Origin of the sequence: Gimibacter soli, assembly GCF_028463845.1 — a bacterium.
GTDB classification, from domain to species: Bacteria; Pseudomonadota; Alphaproteobacteria; order Sphingomonadales; family Kordiimonadaceae; genus Gimibacter; species Gimibacter soli.
Genome location: NZ_CP116805.1, coordinates 77,630 through 93,785 on the forward strand (window position 1 = coordinate 77,630; position 16,156 = coordinate 93,785).

The following is a 16,156-nucleotide window of genomic DNA, read 5'->3' on the forward strand; positions in this document are numbered from 1 at the left end:
AGGAGAGTTTTCATGGTTGAGAATGGGGCGCCCGATACCGCCCGGGCGATGACCTATGGCCTGACTGCCGCCACCATCTGGGGCGCATGGCCGATTGTCACCTCGATTGGCGTCACCGGCACCGTACCGGCCGATCTGGTGACGATCCTCCGCTTCCTTGTCTCGGGCCTGTTGCTGCTGCCCTTCGCCTTCCGGGGCCGGATGACGCGCACGGACTGGGGCCGCTCGCTCGTTCTCACCTTCATCGCCGGCGCCGGCTATACCTTCATCGTGTCGAACGGTGTGGGCCTTGCGCCTGCGGCCCACGGCGGCCTGATCATCCCTTCGGGGGTTCTTGTCTTCAGCCTTCTTGGCAGCCATTTCCTCCTGGGTGACCGGCTGACCACCAACCGGGCGATGGGTGCTGCCATCATCATCGCCGGGATCGGTGCCATTGCCACGGCCCGTATGGGCGACGGGCTGGCGCTGCAGGGTGATGCCCTCTTCATCGTCGGCGGGATGCTGTGGGCAAGCTATACGGTGCTCCTCAAATACTGGAAGCTCGATCCGCTGACCGCGACGGCACGGATTTCCGTCCTGTCGCTCATTGTCCTCCTGCCCTTCCTGCCCGACGCCATCGAGCCCCTGAGTGCGGCACCCCTTGGTGACGTGCTGCTGCAGGCTGTGTGGCAAGGCGTGATGTCATCAATTGTTGCCGGTGTGCTGTTCGGAAAGGCCGTCTCCGTCCTCGGGGCCGGGCGCGCCGCGATCCTCAATTCGCTGACACCCGCACTCGCCATTCTCCTCGCCATCGTCATCCTTGGCGATTGGCCGCGCCCGGCCGAATGGCTTGGCCTCGTGCTTGTGGTGAGCGGCATGGCGGTGGCCCTGAAGGTGCGCAAGGTGGCGCCGGCACCGCTCGTCGCCGAAGCCCAGAAGGCCTGAGCCAACAATCCCGCTTCCCCGTACCGCCGGGCCGCGCTATAGGCTTGGCGGCACCGGTTGCACCGGTCGTTTTTTCGAGGAGTTCCACCGATGACCGTGATCCCGCGCGCTGACCTCGTCAAGGGCCTTGCCCTTGGTCTCACCGCCATCGCGCTTTGGGGGGCATGGCCTCTTGTCACGGCAGCCGGGGTGGGATCGAACCTGTCGCCGCTCGCCGTCACCTTCCTGCGCTATATGGTCGCCGGCGCCATCCTCGCGCCCTTCGCTTTCCGCGGCGACATGAGCCTGAAGGGCTGGGCCATGGGGCTGTTTTTCGCCGTGATGGCGGGCGCACCCAACACATGGGTCGCAATCGAGGGCCTGACACGGGCACCGGCCAGCCATGGGGGGCTTGTCATCCCAGCCTTCATCATGATCGGCGGCATGGCCGGCGGGCATATCGTACTTGCCGACCGCATGACCCCGGCACGCTACGCGGGCGCCGCGCTCATGCTTTTGGGCCTTGGCGTGCTTGCCGTGCCGGTGATGGGCGACGGCGCAACGCTTGAAGGCGAATTCCTCTATGCGCTCGCCGGTATCGGCTGGGCGATCTATAGCGTTTGTATGAAGCGCTGGGGTGTGGACGCGCTGACCGCAACCGCGCGGCTCGCGTTCCTGTCGGCCCTCATGCTGGCGCCTCTCTGGCCCATGGTCGGCGACGAAATCATGGCCGCCGACCGCGACCTCGTGCTGTTCCAGGCGGGCTGGCAGGGCTTCCTGTCGACCGTGATCGCCTTCCTGTTCTTCAGCCTGTCGGTGACGCTGATCGGGGCAAGCCGCGCATCCGTCCTTAATGCCGCAACGCCAGCCGTGACGCTGATCCTCGCCGCACTTTTCACCGAAAGCGCCGCTGGTGCGGCCGAATGGGCCGCACTTCTCCTGCTGTTCGCGGGGATGGGCGCAGCCCTTGCCCCCACGCGCCGGGCCGTGCCGGCTGCCGCCTGATCACCAGCCGAAGGTTGGTAGCACCGGGTGATTGAGGGGGGCGGCTTCGCCCTCCGGAGCCACTTCGGGCGCCTGCAGCTTTTGCACCAGCGGCACGACACCGGCCCAGACCGGCCAGTCGGCCTCCTCGCCGTCGCCCGGCGGGGCAGCGCGCACCTTGGCGGCAGCGTCTTCGATCTCCATCACCAGCATGCCGGTGGCCTTGCGCTCCTGCGTCGTCATCGGGCGGAGCTGCGGCCAGCGGCCGGGGGCGAGGCGCTCGAAGAAAAGCTCCATCTGCCGGTCGAACTCGGCCTCGTCCGTCACCAGTTCCGGCACGCCGTAGCACATGACCGACCGGTAATTGACACTTGTCGAGAAACCCGACCGGGCAAGCACGAGCCCGTCAAGCTGCGAAACGGTCACACAGGCCGGGTTGCCTGCCGACAGGTGCCGCACCATGCCGCTTGCCGACGAGCCATGCCAGTAAAGCCGGTTGCCTTCACGCCAGTGGCTGGTCGGGATCACATGCGGCTGGCCATTCACGCTGAAACCCACATGGCAGAGGATATGGCTATCGAGGATCGCATAAACCGTTTCGGTATCGTAACGGGCACGTTTCAACCCGCGCCGCACGCGGGAACGGTCGGATTTCTTGAATTCTGCTGTCATGATCTCGGGTCTCTTCATGGGGACGATTATCTGCCCCGACTGATGCCCCACTATTGGCTCCTTTAAAAGAACCACATCCTTTAATATGATGGGGCCAATTTTGGGATGCGCGCACCATGGCTAGCCTGACCGACAGTCTTCTCCTGTCCCTTCGGGGTGACCAGCCGGGTACCCTGCAGGCGCGGCTGCACCGGGCGATTCGCGAAGCGATTCTTGCCGGTCGTCTGCGGCCCCGCGAGCGCCTGCCCGCGACTCGGCTTCTGGCGAAAAGCCTGTCGCTCGGTCGCAATACGGTGAGCCTCGCCTATGAAGCGCTGACCTCGGAAGGCTATCTCACTGCGCGCGGCGGCAGCGGCCATTATGTCGCCGCCGACCTGCCGGACGCGCCGCTCAACCATGACCCGGCGCCCGCCCATCCAGCAAAGACTGCTGCGCTCCCCAATCTGCCCGTCTCCAGCGGACAACCCGCGCTTGACCTGTTCCCGCGCGATCTGTTCGCTCGGCTGACCGCACGGGCATGGCGACGCGCCGGCCCGGCGCTCCTGTCCTGCCGCGATGTCGCTGGCCTGCCGCCGCTCCGCGAGGCTGTGGCCCATTATCTGCGCGTCACCCGCGATGTTCGTACTGAGGCCGGGCAAGTGGTGATCCTGTCGGGCGTGCAACAGGCGCTGTCGCTTCTTGCCCATCTCCTGATGCCTGACCGCGCTACCGGTGTGGGGATCGAGGACCCGGGTTATCCCGGCCTTGTGGAAACGGTGGAAGCGCTTGGGCGACCCGTAGCTTCCATCACCGTCGACAGGGATGGTGCCGTGCCGCCGTCAGCGCCCGCCCCAGCCCTCACCGTCCTCAGCCCGTCGCGGCAATATCCGCTTGGGCTCACCATGCCACTCGCCCGCCGCATCGCTTGGGTGCAGGCGGCAAGCGAGCACGGCTTTCACATCCTTGAAGACGATTACGACAGCGAATTTCGCTATGAAGGCAAGGCCCAGCCATCGCTGCAGGGCCTCGACCCTTCGGGCCACGTGCTTTACACCGGCGGCTCTTCAAAAGCCCTGTTTCCCGCTGCACGCATCGCGTGGCTTGTCCTGCCCGACCGGCTTGTCGACCCGTTCCTGAAACTACGCCATGCGTTTGATAGCTTCCCGCCGCTTGCGAGCCAGTTGCCGCTTGTCGATTTCATCGGCGAAGGGCACTTCGCCCGCCACATGCGTCGCCTGCGCATGGCACACCGCGACCGGGCAGAAGCTTTCATCAGTGCCTTTCGCGCCGCCCTTGGCGACCGCTTCCGCCTTTCGGGGGGAGACGCCGGCCTTCACCTGATTGCAGAGCCCGCAACCGGCAGCTTCCCCGACGACCGCACCTTGGCCCGCCTCGCTCTTGATGCCGGGATCGGTGCCGCCCCCCTGTCGGTCACCTACCGCGCAGCCACGCCCCGGCAGGGGCTGCTCATGGGCTTTGCCGATATTCCGCCCGGCGAGGTGGAGGCGCGCCTTGCCAGGTTTGCGGCAGCACTGGCCGCGGGCAATCTCTGATTTTCAAAGGCCGCACCATAGGTTAGGCTAAAGAAAGTCTCAGGCAAGGAGCCAGCCCATGTACCCGATCCGACCCGTCGCCCTTATGGCCGCGATGATTCTTTCCGCCGCTGCCCATGCGCAGGTCGAGGACAGATGGGGCTATTCGGGCAACAAAGGGCCGGACCGCTGGGGCAAGCTCAGCCGCGATTATGCGACCTGTGCGACAGGCACGGCGCAGTCCCCCATTGACATCAGCGCCACCGACCCCATCGTCATGAACCGGCTGGAATTCGATTACAAGGTTACGCCTGTCGACCTTCACAACACCGGTCTTACGATAAAATTTGCGGTAGAACCCGGCAGCAGCGTCAAGATCGGCGACAAGATATGGGTCCTGACCGAAATCAACATGCATGCCCCGAGCGAACATGCCGTTCTCGGCGTCCACGCACAGATGGAGCTGGAGTTCATGCACAAAAACGCCTGGGACGAGATCGCGGTCTTCAGTGTGCTCGTGAAGGAAGGCCGGGAACACAGGGCCGCGAGCGAATTCTGGGCAAGCCTGCCGATCGAGGCAGGCCAGCAAAACAAGGTGCCGACAGTCCTTGTGAACCCACGGGATCTGATGCCTTCAAGCCGCGGTTTCTACCGTTATATGGGCTCGCTTACCACGCCGCCCTGCACCGAAGGCGTGCATTGGTACGTCATGAAGGAGCCGATCGAAATGTCGGCCGCCCAGATCCGCGCCCTGAAAACACTGACCAAGATGAATGCCCGCCCCTTACAGGATCGGAACCACCGCATGATCCTTGACAGTGAAGGGACACCGTAACGATGCGCGGGCGCTTTACCATATCTGTCGTTGCACTGCTTGTTTCTGCCGGGCTGGGCATTGGTGGCGCCGCAGGTGCCGCCCCCAAGGCCATCCCGAAGGCTATCGCCAAGCCCTTCTGCGAAGGTGACTATGAAGCCGCCGCTGCGGCGCTGTCGGCCAGCGGCAATACCGACATAGCAAGCCGTTTCTATGCGGCCTATATCGCTGAGCTTTTGGGGCATGGCGGACGTATCCGGCCGCTGTATATGGCGCTGGCATCAAGTGATGATCGCACGCCCGTTGCCCTTTCCTGTTCCGGCAAATCAATTCTGCCCGTGAACGAAGCTGCATCCGGACGCCTGACGGTCATCGCCTTTGCCCTGCGAAGCATGGATGCAGCCGTTGGTGTGCCCTTCAAGTTGCACAGGGGCCTGCCGGAGACAAAGCCAGTTAGGGTGCCATCAGCCCCGGCAACAGCTGCGACTCCAACGCCCGCGAAATCCTCCAGCCCCAAGCCCGTCGCCCCGAAGCCTGACCGGCCGGCACCTTCTCCTTCTATCGAGGTAACGGCACCGGCAAGCCATGACCCGAACGGCCGCTGGTTCGCCCATCTTGTGTCCTTCTTCGAGGCAGCAGAAGCCGCAGAATCTGTGAAAGGCGAGATCCGGCGCTACCCGGCACTTGCGGGCATGTTCGACACGATGCAAGTCACCGCCAAAGGCCGCGATACGTGGCGGGTGGGTGTTCGAACCAGTGACTGGTCGGATGCCGACCGGCTCTGTGTCGCCGTCCGCGCGAGCGGGGACTATTGCCGCGTGATCGACACGGCGAATTGACAGAAAATCTTGTCTAATAGGGCTGGCGGTGCAAGCCCCGCCTCCTTAAGATGGCGCGCCATGCGGCGAGGCCAATGGGCCTGCACGCGATGAAAGAAAAGAATATCCAGGGGGAGCAATAAATCATGGCTGCTGGTAGCGACCAGGCGAACTGGTCTTCGCGTTGGACTTTTATCATGGCCGCGGTCGGCAGTGCCGTCGGCCTCGGCAATATCTGGCTGTTTCCGTTCAAGGCGGGCCAATCGGGCGGGGCGGCCTTTGTGCTTGTCTATCTCGCCTTTTCATTCCTGATCGGCGTTCCCTTGCTGATGACCGAGCTGTCGCTCGGCCGTCGCGGCAGGATGTCGCCTATCGGATCAATGAAGAAGATTGCCGCTGAAGAAAAGCGCAGTCCGCTTTGGGGCCTCATCGGCTGGTCCGGCGTGCTTGGCGCCTTCATCATCCTCAGCTTCTATTCGGTCGTCGGCGGCTGGACGCTTGCCTATATGATCAAGGCGATCATGGGCTTCCAGGGCCTGGATGCAGCCGGCGCCACGTCGATGTTCTCCGACTTCATCGGCCATGCGACCGAGCCGCTTGTCAGCCACGCCATCTTCATGGGCATCACCATGTATATCGTGGCGCGCGGCGTGCAGGGCGGGCTTGAAAAGGCCGTCAGCCTGATGATGCCGGCCCTCTTCGGCCTTCTGGTACTGCTTGTTGTCTACGCGGCGCTGACAGGCGCCTTTGCAGATGCCCTCGCCTTCCTCTTCACCCCGGACTTCGGCAAGCTGACGCCTGCCGTGGTGATCGATGCCCTCGGCCAGAGCTTCTTCTCGCTGTCGCTCGCCATGGGGTCGATCATGACCTACGGCGCTTACCTGAACCGCGATGTAAAAATCGGCCCGTCAGCCCTGACGATTGCAGCAGCCGACAGCACCGTGGCACTGCTCGCCGGTCTTGCGATCTTCCCGATCGTCTTCCAGTTCGGGATCAGCGCTTCGGGCGGCCCGGGCCTTGTGTTCATGAGCCTGCCCATCGCCTTCGGCCAGATGCCGGGCGGGCAGATCATCGGCACGCTCTTCTTCGCGCTTCTTTCGATGGCCGCCATCACCAGCTCGATCTCGCTGCTTGAGCCGGCCGTCAGCTATCTGGAGCACAGCTGGAAGATCAACCGCAAAAAATCGGCGCTGACGATTGCCGCTGCCGCCTTCGCGCTCGGCATCCTTTCCGCGCTTGGCCAAGAAGGCAATATGCTCGGCAACGTGCGGATTTTCGGCCAGTCGATCATGGATGCCAAAGGCTATCTCACGAACAATATCATGATGCCGCTTGGCGGCATGTTCACCGCGCTCTTTGTCGGCTGGTTCGTCAGCCGCAAGGCGATGGCGGACGAACTGGCGCTCACCGATGCCCAGTTCCGCTTCTGGTACACCATCGTGCGCTTCGTGGCGCCGATTGCGGTGTTCCTTGTGTTCCTGAGCGTGACGGTGCTGTAAGCACCTCGGCTCCTGCATCAACGAAAGGCCCGCCTTGGCGGGCCTTTTTCATGATTGCGCGCCTTCGCACAGCCGTGCGAGCATGGCGGCACAACAGCCCTTCGGAGGAAACCATGCTGCACCGCCTTGCCCTGCCCCTTGCCGCCCTTTGCCTTGCGACCCCTGCCGCATTTGCACAGGAGGAAGCCGAGGACACGGTGAATATGGAACTGGTGCAACGGGTGCTGACCGACCGCCGCTCCACCGAGCGCGCACTTGCGGGCCTTGAACTTGCCACGGAAACACAAGCCTACCAAATGGCACTGCAATATAGCGGTGTGGCCAAGGGCTACTGGCTGAATGTCCAGTGCAAGTTTGTGGAAGGGGGCGAGAAGCAGCAATATGAGCGGCAGATCGCGCTTTTCACCAATATCGTCGGCACGCTCCTTATGGAAGACGGCGGCCTCAGCATGGAAGACGCCGGCGAGCGCACGAAGGCGCTGCAGATCGCCGCACGCGATGAAATGGCGATGAACCAGTTTCTGGGCTGCGGGCCAGAAGCCGCGGCTGTTGTGGCGGAAACCGTTCAGGCAGCAGGCCGCGTCACGCTCCGCGACAATAGCGAACCATCAAGCTGAGGCAGCCGCCCCGGCGATTGTCCTGATCCGTTCTACCATCGAGAAAAGACCGTTCGCGCGCTGCGGCGACAGGTGGCTCGCGAGCCCCAGCTTTTCCAGCAGCCCGCGCGCATCAACCGCGAGGATTTCCCCGGGCGTCTTATCGTTATAGATAAGCAGCATCAGGGCCACGAGGCCCTTCACGATATGGGCGTCGCTATCCCCGCGGAAACGGATACGGCCATCCGCATCGCGTTCGGGGATCAGCCATACCTGGCTCTGGCAGCCGCGCACCTTGAAATCGTCGGTCATCTCGCTTGCGTCGAGCGGCGGCAGACGGCGGCCAAGATCGATGATGAACTTGTAACGCTCGTCCCAGTCATCAAGGAACTCGAACGTATCAAGCACATCATCGAGGGTCGTGGTTTCGCTCGTCATAGTCACTCCGCAGTCTGCCTTCAATCCCCTGCTACATGGTACCGCGTAGCGCCCTTGTCCACCCTTTTTCGGGCGCACAAAAAAATAGGGCGCCTCGGATGAGACGCCCTCAGGGTCATGGAAACGCATAGTGTATACTTGTCGATCAGTCTTCGAGGGCCTTGAGTTCGCGGTCGAGCTTGAAGCTCTTGCTCGTCATGTAGGCCTCCATGTCGCCGGTGCGACGATCAAGTTCGCGGAAACGGCGGCGCAGATCAGCGGCGGTATAGTCGGGTGCCTTGCGGGCCTGCCGCCAGAATTCTTCCTCGCGGACGTCCTCGTAAAGATCCTCGGGCTTGGGGTCGAGGGTCATGCCAAGGACGAAGTAACCGATAAGAAGGATCCAGTTGATCGGTGTGAACAGGCCGACCACCCAGAGGATGCGTACAGCGGTGAGGTTCACGCCGGTATAGTCGGCTACCCCCGCACATACACCCATCAGCTTGCCCTCGCGGGGGATCTTGTAGAGCCGGGTCGGGCTTTTGCGGTAGTTCATGTCGGTCTTATCCTTCCTGTGGAAGTGATAGTGATGATGTTCGTGCTGACTAGAGGTCATGGTTGCGGCTCCTCCAGTCGGGAACCTCGGCGTCCAGAATGCGTTCCAGCGTGCGGGTCCGGTCTTCCAGGCGGTCGGCCAGCCGGCGCAGGTCGCCGAGGTTTGCCTCATCCTCCGCGGTGAGGCCCTTCATCTGCTTCCAGCGCGTCACATAGTGGAAGATAATCCACAGGGGCGCGACAATGACGCAGAGAAGGATCATGACTGTTTCAAACACGGATACTCTCCTCGCTTAGAGTATTGGGTGCCGGTTACTTCGACGCCGGCTTCTTCGGGGCGGCTTTCGGGGCTTCTTCGGCAGCCGGAGCAGCCGGTGCTTTCTTGCCCGAAACTTTCGCCTTCAGCGCAGCCAGTTCTGCATCGATCTCGCCTTCTGATTCAAGGGCGTTGATCTCGTCAGCAAGCGTTGCTTCCTTCGAACGACCGAGGTCCATGGCCGCCGCTTCACCTTCCAGCCGGTCGATGCGGGCATCAACCTTGTCGAACCGGTCGAAAGCATCGCGGATGCGGGGGTCATAGAGGTTGCGGCGTACGCGAACCTGGTTGACCGCCGATTTGGTGCGGGTCTGGATCGTTGCCTTCTTGGCGCGGGCTTCGCGCAGCTTGGCATCGAGCTTGATCACATCCTCTTCGGCATGCACCAGCGCTTCGCGGAGATGGCCAAGCTCGGCTTCCAGATGACCGACCGTTTCGGCAAGGCGGGCCTTTTCCATGAGCGCACCTTTCGCGAGGTCATCACGACCCTTGGAGATGGCGAGCTCTGCCTTGGCTTCCCAGTCGGCCTGTGCCGAAGCCAGCTTGGCGATGCGGCGTTCGACATCTTTCTGGTCCGCAATGATGCGGGCAGCGTTCGAACGAACCTCCACAAGCGTGTCTTCCATTTCCTGGATGACCATGCGGATGATCTTTTCCGGATCTTCCGCCTTGTCGAGGATGGCGTTGATGTTCGAGTTGATGATGTCGTTCAGGCGGGAGAAGATACCCATATTATTTTCCTTTCAATTCCTCGCTGGCCGGACCCGGTGCCGGGTTAGGCGTAACCTTATGTCTTTCAGGAACGGGCGCCCAGAAGGCCCATGCCTGCCGTAGCCGTTTCACGGCGCGGGGCCGAGCGACGGGTGCTGCCGAACACGGCGGTCAGCGTGGCGAGATCGCGGTCAAGACGGTGAGCCGCTTTCAGTGCCGGGGTCAGGGTCATGAGCTTGTTCATGGTCGTGTCCTTCAAGAGCTTCGTTTTGCTGTCGTATCGTCGTTTTTGTTTCCCGTCTTTGCGGGATGCTTCCCTGTATTGCACCCGCCGTGCCAGTTTTTGAGAAAATCATAATATATTGAAATATAACGGTATTTATTTTTGCGCATCAAAAATTCGCACTTACGTAACGTGATATTTACTGACTATTGGTATTTTACACCATATATTGGCGTTCATGATTTCACGTGATGACAGCCTCATCGGCAGTGCCCCTGCCTTTCTCGATCTCATCGACCAGGTGAGCCGCGCGGCCCCGCTTGACCGGCCCCTTCTGGTGATCGGCGAACGCGGCACCGGCAAGGAACTGATCGCGGCGCGACTCCACTTCCTGTCGAACCGCTGGGACAAGGCCTACCAGAAGCTCAATTGCGCGGCGCTGCCTGAAACACTCCTTGAAAGCGAGCTGTTCGGCTACGAGCCCGGCGCCTTCACCGGTGCCGCCAAGCGCCGCGCTGGCCGGTTTGAAGCCGCGCACGAAGGCACGCTGTTCCTTGATGAAATCGGCAACATGAGCCTGAACGCGCAGGAGAAGCTTCTGCGCGTCATTGAATATGGCGAGTTCGAACGGGTCGGTGGCACCGAAACGCAGCAGGTGGACGTGCGGGTGATTGGTGCCACCAACATCGACCTGCCTTCCGCCGCCGACAATGGCAAGTTCCGCCATGACCTTCTGGACCGACTGGCTTTCGACGTGCTCACCATCCCGCCCCTGCGCGCCCGGCCTGAAGATATCCCGGAACTTGCCGAGCATTTCGGGCGCAGCATGGCGCACGAATGCGAATGGCCAACCTTTCCAGGCTTCACCGGGCGGGCGATGGACCAGCTGGTCAGCTACGACTGGCCCGGCAATATCCGTGAACTGAAGAATGTGATTGAGCGTGCGGTCTATTCTGCGTGGGACGGCGAGGACCCGATTGACGCAATTGTTTTTGACCCTTTCAAAAGCCCCTTCCGCCCGCGCGGCACTACATCGGCAGTTGGCAGCAGCAAGACATCTATACAAACCGAACGTTCGGTTGATATATCAGCAACACACCCTGCGTCGAATGGTGAACGTGCCCTGCGGGACGGGATCACCACTCTGGGGGATGGTGGCTCGGTCGACTACCGCGCGGCTGTTGCCGCCGCTGAGCGCGATATATTGGAAGCTGCCCTCAAGGCCTGCCGTTATAACCAGCGGGCCGCCGCCGACCGGCTCGGCCTCAGCTACGACCAGCTCCGCCATGCCATGAAGAAGCACGGGCTGACAGGCCCGAGCGAAGCCGCTTGATCGCACCGCCCTCTCCGCGCATAGTGCCGCGCATGAGCCAGCATATCTTCATCGAGCGCCGCCAGGCCAAGCGCAACAAGCCCCTTCTTACGGGCCGCACCATCTTCATGCTGGTGCTTGTCTCTATCGCGGCCCTTGCCGCCTTCCGCCTGTGGATCGGCAACCCTGAAGACGCCCTTTGCGAAGGCGCGTGCGACCAGAGCCATGACCTGCGCATCCTGATCACCGGCTTCTTCATGATGTTCGCCATCATCATCGCCGCTGGTGGCGTGCTCGGCCTCATCATCGGTTTCCTGCGCCGCCGGCACCGGTCAGACGGGCTTGATGCCCTGATCGCGGACGCCGGCAAGGAAATCGGTTCGGAAAGCGACCCACGCGACCCCCGCGCTTGACAGCCCTGCCCCTGCGCCGCAGCATGGCGGCGGGCCAAACTTGTTGGGGGATATCATGCGTCATCTCTGGAAAGCCGCGGTCGGGCTGTCGTTCCTGCTTGCTGCCTGTTCGGTTGAAAGCGAGGTAGAAACACCGCTTGCCGACACCATCATCTGGGGCGGGCCGGTCTATACGGCAGATGACGGCAATCCCACGGCTGAAGCCGTTGCCATCAAGGACGGGCGCATCATGGGGGTTGGCAACCGCGCCGATATCGCCCTGCTGGTCGGCCCAAGCACCCAGATAATCGATCTGGCGGGTGCAGCCCTTTTTCCGGGCTTCACTGATTCCCACGCGCATCTGGATGGTATCGGGCGGCGTGAACTGACGCTCGATCTTACCGGCACCGCCTCGGTTTCCGACCTGCAGGCCCGGCTGCAGTCGTGGCGTGAGGCGCACCCTGAAGATACCATCGTCGCCGGCCTCGGCTGGATCGAAACCCACTGGCCCGAGAAACGCTTCCCGACCGCCGCCGATCTTGACCTTGCCATCGCCGATGTACCGGTGATCCTGTCGCGCGCTGACGGCCATGCCGTGATCGTCAACAGCGCCGCCCTCAAGGCTGCGGGTATCACAGCCGATACCGAGCCTCCCTTCGGCGGCGATATCCTGAAGGACGAGGCCGGCGAGCCGACCGGCATGCTGATCGACAATGCCATGGGCCTTGTGCAGAAGCTGATCCCCGAACCCGGTGCGACCGAGCAGACGAAATTCCTGAAAGTCGGCGCCGAGCTTTATGCCCATCGGGGCTGGACCGGCATGCATTATATGTCCGCCGCCTGGAGCGACGTGCCGCTCCTGACTGACCTTTCCTCCTCGGACGAGGTTGGCATCCGCGTCTATGTGGTGCCGGACGGCGCCCGTGCGGGTGCCCTTCTTGAAGACGGCCCGGTCACCAACGAGAATGGCCGTATCATCACCCGCGCCATCAAACTGTATGTGGACGGCGCGCTTGGCTCACGCGGGGCTGCGCTTCTGGAGCCCTATGCCGACGCCCACACCAGCGGCCTGATGCTGATCAGCGAGGAAGAAGCCAAGGGCTATATGCGCAAGGCGCTGAAACACGGCGTGCAGGTAGCGACCCACGCCATCGGCGACAAGGGCAACCGCGTGCTTCTGGACTGGTACAAGGATGTGCTGAAAGGCAAGCTGGATGATGACCTGCGCTGGCGGATCGAGCATGTGCAGGTGATCACCGACGAAGACGCCCCCCGCATGAAGGCGATGGGCATCATCCCCTCGATGCAGCCGAGCCATGTGATCAGCGACATGCATTTCGCGCCCGCCCGGCTGGGGCCGGACCGTATCCACGAGGCTTACGCATGGCGCACCGTGCTGCGGGCCGGTTCGATCATCGCCGGCGGCTCCGACGCGCCGGTTGAAAAGGGCGATCCGCTTGTCGAATTTTATGCCGCCATCGGCCGTACCGATCTTTCGGGCTATCAGGGCCCGGACTGGCAGGCCGATCAGGTGATGACGCGCGACGAGGCGCTGAAGGCCTTCACGATCTGGCCGGCCACAGCGAGCTTCCAGGAAAAGGATATCGGCACCATCAGCATCGGCAAGAAAGCGGACCTCACCGCCTTCAGCGTGGATCTGATGACGGCGCCGCTGGCTGACATTCCGAACGGCCATGCTGTACTGACGATGGTGGACGGCAAGGTCCTGTTTCAGAACCGGTAGCTGACACCCGCAACCGCCGACCAGAGCGTGCTGTCGGAAACGATGGGGCTATCCTTGATGTCGCCCGGCAGCACCGATAGCTCGGTGCTTGCAAATGCCGCCCATTTGCCGCCGATCCGGTACACCACATTGACACCGGGGCTGACGACGAGCGCGCTGCTGCCGGTATAGGCCGGGCGCAAGGCTGTCGCCTCATCCGCGCGCACACCATAATAATAGTCCGTGAAGCTCGCCGATTGCCGCTCGACCGTGACGACCGGCGTCACGATCCAGCGGTCGCCGATCATATGGCTGCGGCTGACTTCAAGCCGCAGGACCGAGCCGCTGTGCTGGCCGAGCGTATCCCAAAGCCCGGTAAGGCTGACGGTGCCAAGGCTGCCTGTGTAGGTCGCCGATACGCCGGCTTCAAGCGTGGCATTACGGTCCGCCATACCGGCAAGCGCCGGTGAATCGTCCGCCTCGAACCCGTCGAACCGCGGCGTGGCGACCAGCGCAAGCTCAAGCCCTGCTGCGGGCTCGAAGCCGACGGTCAGGCCGCGCGGCGAGAATTTCACATGCTTGCTCTCATACGCCACATAGGGCACCGGCAGGAACTGCGTGCCCCGCCCCGTTTGTGCCCGGTCGCTGGCGATGAAGGCGGCACCAAGGCTCCATGAGCTGGTGTCGTCATCAGCTGCCGCCGACAAGAAAGGTGCGGCCGAAGCCGCACCGAAAGTGAACAAGGCTAGGAGGGAACGTTTCATCATCTGTCTGCTTTGCCCGAGATAATCGTTCCCTTTACGCGCGCTAATGCCGCGCGGATCACATCAACCTGCAAGTTCGCCAGCAATCCAGCGATCGACCTTCTTCTCGAGGATATCGAGCGGCAGGCCGCTGTCCTCAAGGACCACATCGTGGAAAGCCCCGATCCTGAACCGGTCGCCCATCGCCGCCCTGGCGCGTTCGCGCAGTTCAACAATCTTCAGCATGCCAAGTTTGTAACCAAGCGCCTGACCCGGCCACACGACATAGCGTTCGATCTCGGCTGTAGCTTCATCCACATGCGAGCCTTCGGTTGATGCCATATAGTCGATGGCCTGTTCGCGGGTCCATTTCTTGGCATGGATACCGGTATCGACCACCAGCCGCACTGCGCGGTGCAGTTCGGCCTGCAGGCGGCCGAGATCACCGAACGGGTCGTCCTTGTAAAGGCCCATTTCCTTGGCCAGCAGCTCGGAATAAAGGCCCCAGCCCTCGCCAAAGGCGTTGGAATAGAGGGTCGACATCAGCAAGGGCACATCCTTGCCAAGGCCAAGTGCTGTCTGGAAATGGTGGCCGGGCACGGCTTCATGATAGACAAGCGTGCGCAGCGTGTAGGACGGCCAGGTCGCCGTGTTTTTCAGATTGATCCAGAAAGTGCCGGGACGGCTGCCATCCAGTGACGGGGCATCATAGAAGCCGCCAGTGGCGCTGCCTTCGTTCTGCTTGGGCACGGCGCGCACCACGACCTTCTGGGTCGGGATCGTGTCGAACCATTCAGTCATCATCGGCATGATCTCGTCCATCCAGCCGTTGAGCTTGGCAAGGATTTCTGCCTTGCCCTCTTCGGTGTTCGGATAGAGGAATTTCGGGTCCTTCAGAAGGCCCTGCATGCGCACGCCCACCGGGCCTTCGCTGAGGCCTTGCGCCTTCAGGATCGCATCCATCTCCGCCGTGATGCGGGCGACTTCGGCAAGGCCAATATCATGCACCTGCGAGGCCGTAAGGTTCGTATCCGTCATCTGGTGAACGAGTGACTGGTAAAGCTCCACGCCCTTGGGCAGGCGCCAGATACCGGCATCATGCACGGCTTCGGGCTGCTGCTGCTCAAGCGCCAGTTTCAGGCGGGCGTTGGCCGGCAGATAGACGCTGTCGATCAGGCCAATGGCCTTCTCCACCCGGTCGCCGGGTTCGATGCCAGCGGCTTCAATCTTCGATTTGAAGGTGGCAATCAGCGGGTGATCGGCTGCCGGTTCCACGCTCTTGTCGGCAAGCGAGGCAAGCGCCTTCGTCAGGATGAAATCGGGGGCAATCACGCCCTGCTCGCGCGAGGCGGCAAGGGATTCGATCGCGCCGTCCACGGCTGCACCGTAACGCTCCAGCCGCTGCAGCCACATATCGGCGTCTTCCGCCGTCTTGATGGCATGCTGCTGATCCAGAAGGTTCGTCACATCAAGCTGCGGCCCGCCAAGCTGGGTGACAGGATAAACGGTGAACCAGCTGCCATAGGTGCCCATGATGGCGCCGTAAGGCACGATGCGGCCCGGCGCAATCGCCTTGTCGAGCTGGCTTGTCAGCGTCTCGAGATAAAGCTTCTGCTGCGGGTCGAGCTTGTCTGTGGGTGCCATGCGCATGCGGCCGAGAAGTTCCTCGAACGCGGTGCGGCGGGCAGCTTCCTCACGCGGGCCGGTGATGTTGAGGGCGCCGGCATAGCCGACACCCGCCACATCTTCTGACACGCCATAATAGCTCGCCATCTGCGGCCATTCGGAGAAATAGCTGACCTCCATGCCGTGCATGAGACCGGCGAAGTCCTGCTCCGCCGTGTCGCCAGCATGCGACATTTCGGTCGCTGACGGCTGGTCGTTATTGTTGGCCGCCTTGTCACCACCCTCGCCGCATCCGGCGAGGGCAAGGGCTGCAGCGAGCCAGACTGTATGACGATTCATCG

18 protein-coding genes are annotated in these 16,156 nt (G+C 62.4%); 10 read left to right on the forward strand and 8 right to left on the reverse strand.

Annotated features, from left to right (window positions below; translation table 11 throughout):
• Positions 1-12 precede the first annotated feature (12 nt).
• Positions 13-924 carry a DMT family transporter gene (locus tag PH603_RS00330; RefSeq protein WP_289503922.1) on the forward strand — a complete coding sequence of 304 codons (912 nt, stop codon included), beginning with the start codon at positions 13-15 and terminating at the stop codon, positions 922-924.
• Between the two features lie 90 nt (positions 925-1,014).
• Positions 1,015-1,908: a DMT family transporter gene (locus PH603_RS00335; protein WP_289503923.1), complete on the forward strand. Its 894-nt coding sequence runs from the start codon at positions 1,015-1,017 to the stop codon at positions 1,906-1,908.
• Here PH603_RS00335 and PH603_RS00340 read toward each other — a convergent pair whose 3' ends face one another.
• The gene (locus tag PH603_RS00340; RefSeq protein WP_289503924.1) at positions 1,909-2,559 is read right to left on the reverse strand and encodes a pyridoxamine 5'-phosphate oxidase family protein; all 651 of its coding nucleotides are present in this window, start codon (positions 2,557-2,559) and stop codon (positions 1,909-1,911) included. It lies immediately after the preceding gene.
• Positions 2,560-2,675: 116 nt separating this feature from the next.
• Between PH603_RS00340 and pdxR the strand changes: the two genes are divergently transcribed.
• From pdxR to PH603_RS00365, 5 genes are all read left to right on the forward strand, one after another.
• Positions 2,676-4,091: a MocR-like pyridoxine biosynthesis transcription factor PdxR gene (gene pdxR / locus PH603_RS00345; protein WP_289503925.1), complete on the forward strand. Its 1,416-nt coding sequence runs from the start codon at positions 2,676-2,678 to the stop codon at positions 4,089-4,091.
• 58 nt (positions 4,092-4,149) lie between these two features.
• Positions 4,150-4,905: a carbonic anhydrase gene (locus PH603_RS00350; protein ID WP_289503926.1), complete on the forward strand. Its 756-nt coding sequence runs from the start codon at positions 4,150-4,152 to the stop codon at positions 4,903-4,905.
• 2 nt (positions 4,906-4,907) lie between these two features.
• Positions 4,908-5,723: a hypothetical protein gene (locus PH603_RS00355; RefSeq protein ID WP_289503927.1), complete on the forward strand. Its 816-nt coding sequence runs from the start codon at positions 4,908-4,910 to the stop codon at positions 5,721-5,723.
• Positions 5,724-5,845: 122 nt separating this feature from the next.
• Entirely contained in the window at positions 5,846-7,201 is a 1,356-nt protein-coding gene (locus tag PH603_RS00360; protein WP_434783332.1) for a sodium-dependent transporter, read from the forward strand.
• 113 nt (positions 7,202-7,314) lie between these two features.
• The gene (locus PH603_RS00365) at positions 7,315-7,818 is read left to right on the forward strand and encodes a hypothetical protein (protein WP_289503929.1); all 504 of its coding nucleotides are present in this window, start codon (positions 7,315-7,317) and stop codon (positions 7,816-7,818) included.
• Here the strand turns inward: PH603_RS00365 and PH603_RS00370 are convergent.
• The 5 genes from PH603_RS00370 to PH603_RS00390 form a co-directional block, all read right to left on the reverse strand.
• Positions 7,810-8,235: a SufE family protein gene (locus PH603_RS00370; protein WP_289503930.1), complete on the reverse strand. Its 426-nt coding sequence runs from the start codon at positions 8,233-8,235 to the stop codon at positions 7,810-7,812. The genes PH603_RS00365 and PH603_RS00370 overlap by 9 nt on opposite strands.
• A 145-nt stretch (positions 8,236-8,380) precedes the next feature.
• The gene (gene pspC, locus PH603_RS00375) at positions 8,381-8,830 is read right to left on the reverse strand and encodes an envelope stress response membrane protein PspC (RefSeq protein WP_289503931.1); all 450 of its coding nucleotides are present in this window, start codon (positions 8,828-8,830) and stop codon (positions 8,381-8,383) included.
• On the reverse strand, positions 8,820-9,047 hold the full coding sequence (pspB, locus tag PH603_RS00380; RefSeq protein ID WP_289503932.1) for an envelope stress response membrane protein PspB: 228 nt from the start codon (positions 9,045-9,047) through the stop codon (positions 8,820-8,822). The genes pspC and pspB overlap by 11 nt, the downstream gene beginning before the upstream one ends.
• A gap of 34 nt (positions 9,048-9,081) precedes the next feature.
• Positions 9,082-9,816, reverse strand: a complete 735-nt coding sequence (pspA, locus tag PH603_RS00385) for a phage shock protein PspA (protein ID WP_289503933.1) — start codon at positions 9,814-9,816, stop codon at positions 9,082-9,084.
• 65 nt (positions 9,817-9,881) lie between these two features.
• On the reverse strand, positions 9,882-10,040 hold the full coding sequence (locus tag PH603_RS00390; RefSeq protein ID WP_289503934.1) for a hypothetical protein: 159 nt from the start codon (positions 10,038-10,040) through the stop codon (positions 9,882-9,884).
• Positions 10,041-10,260: 220 nt separating this feature from the next.
• On the opposite strand from PH603_RS00390, the gene pspF reads away from it, so the two are divergent.
• Genes pspF through PH603_RS00405 form a run of 3 tightly spaced genes read left to right on the forward strand, consistent with a single transcriptional unit; the run spans position 10,261 to position 13,467 of the window.
• Positions 10,261-11,352 carry a phage shock protein operon transcriptional activator gene (gene pspF / locus PH603_RS00395; RefSeq protein WP_434783333.1) on the forward strand — a complete coding sequence of 364 codons (1,092 nt, stop codon included), beginning with the start codon at positions 10,261-10,263 and terminating at the stop codon, positions 11,350-11,352.
• Between the two features lie 32 nt (positions 11,353-11,384).
• Positions 11,385-11,744 carry a hypothetical protein gene (locus tag PH603_RS00400; protein WP_289503936.1) on the forward strand — a complete coding sequence of 120 codons (360 nt, stop codon included), beginning with the start codon at positions 11,385-11,387 and terminating at the stop codon, positions 11,742-11,744.
• A gap of 55 nt (positions 11,745-11,799) precedes the next feature.
• The gene (locus PH603_RS00405) at positions 11,800-13,467 is read left to right on the forward strand and encodes an amidohydrolase (protein ID WP_289503937.1); all 1,668 of its coding nucleotides are present in this window, start codon (positions 11,800-11,802) and stop codon (positions 13,465-13,467) included.
• On the opposite strand, the gene PH603_RS00410 is transcribed toward PH603_RS00405, so the two are convergent.
• Both PH603_RS00410 and PH603_RS00415 read right to left on the reverse strand, forming a co-directional pair.
• Complete coding sequence (locus PH603_RS00410) at positions 13,455-14,213, reverse strand: MipA/OmpV family protein (protein ID WP_289503938.1); 759 nt, start codon at positions 14,211-14,213, stop codon at positions 13,455-13,457. The two genes, PH603_RS00405 and PH603_RS00410, sit on opposite strands and share 13 nt — an antisense overlap.
• Positions 14,214-14,273: 60 nt before the next feature.
• The gene (locus tag PH603_RS00415) at positions 14,274-16,154 is read right to left on the reverse strand and encodes a DUF885 domain-containing protein (RefSeq protein ID WP_289503939.1); all 1,881 of its coding nucleotides are present in this window, start codon (positions 16,152-16,154) and stop codon (positions 14,274-14,276) included.
• Between the last annotated feature and the right edge of the window lie 2 nt (positions 16,155-16,156).

Excerpts from the sequence above, each read along its gene's own strand:
- PH603_RS00330 (WP_289503922.1), top strand. The coding sequence starts at position 13 with ATGGTTGAGAATGGGGCGCCCGATACCGCCCGGGCGATGACCTATGGC.
- PH603_RS00335 (WP_289503923.1), top strand. The coding sequence starts at position 1,015 with ATGACCGTGATCCCGCGCGCTGACCTCGTCAAGGGCCTTGCCCTTGGT.
- PH603_RS00340 (WP_289503924.1), bottom strand. The coding sequence starts at position 2,559 with ATGACAGCAGAATTCAAGAAATCCGACCGTTCCCGCGTGCGGCGCGGG.
- pdxR (WP_289503925.1), top strand. The coding sequence starts at position 2,676 with ATGGCTAGCCTGACCGACAGTCTTCTCCTGTCCCTTCGGGGTGACCAG.
- PH603_RS00350 (WP_289503926.1), top strand. The coding sequence starts at position 4,150 with ATGTACCCGATCCGACCCGTCGCCCTTATGGCCGCGATGATTCTTTCC.
- PH603_RS00355 (WP_289503927.1), top strand. The coding sequence starts at position 4,908 with ATGCGCGGGCGCTTTACCATATCTGTCGTTGCACTGCTTGTTTCTGCC.
- PH603_RS00365 (WP_289503929.1), top strand. The coding sequence starts at position 7,315 with ATGCTGCACCGCCTTGCCCTGCCCCTTGCCGCCCTTTGCCTTGCGACC.
- PH603_RS00370 (WP_289503930.1), bottom strand. The coding sequence starts at position 8,235 with ATGACGAGCGAAACCACGACCCTCGATGATGTGCTTGATACGTTCGAG.
- pspC (WP_289503931.1), bottom strand. The coding sequence starts at position 8,830 with ATGACCTCTAGTCAGCACGAACATCATCACTATCACTTCCACAGGAAG.
- pspA (WP_289503933.1), bottom strand. The coding sequence starts at position 9,816 with ATGGGTATCTTCTCCCGCCTGAACGACATCATCAACTCGAACATCAAC.
- PH603_RS00390 (WP_289503934.1), bottom strand. The coding sequence starts at position 10,040 with ATGAACAAGCTCATGACCCTGACCCCGGCACTGAAAGCGGCTCACCGT.
- PH603_RS00400 (WP_289503936.1), top strand. The coding sequence starts at position 11,385 with ATGAGCCAGCATATCTTCATCGAGCGCCGCCAGGCCAAGCGCAACAAG.
- PH603_RS00405 (WP_289503937.1), top strand. The coding sequence starts at position 11,800 with ATGCGTCATCTCTGGAAAGCCGCGGTCGGGCTGTCGTTCCTGCTTGCT.
- PH603_RS00410 (WP_289503938.1), bottom strand. The coding sequence starts at position 14,213 with ATGATGAAACGTTCCCTCCTAGCCTTGTTCACTTTCGGTGCGGCTTCG.
- PH603_RS00415 (WP_289503939.1), bottom strand. The coding sequence starts at position 16,154 with ATGAATCGTCATACAGTCTGGCTCGCTGCAGCCCTTGCCCTCGCCGGA.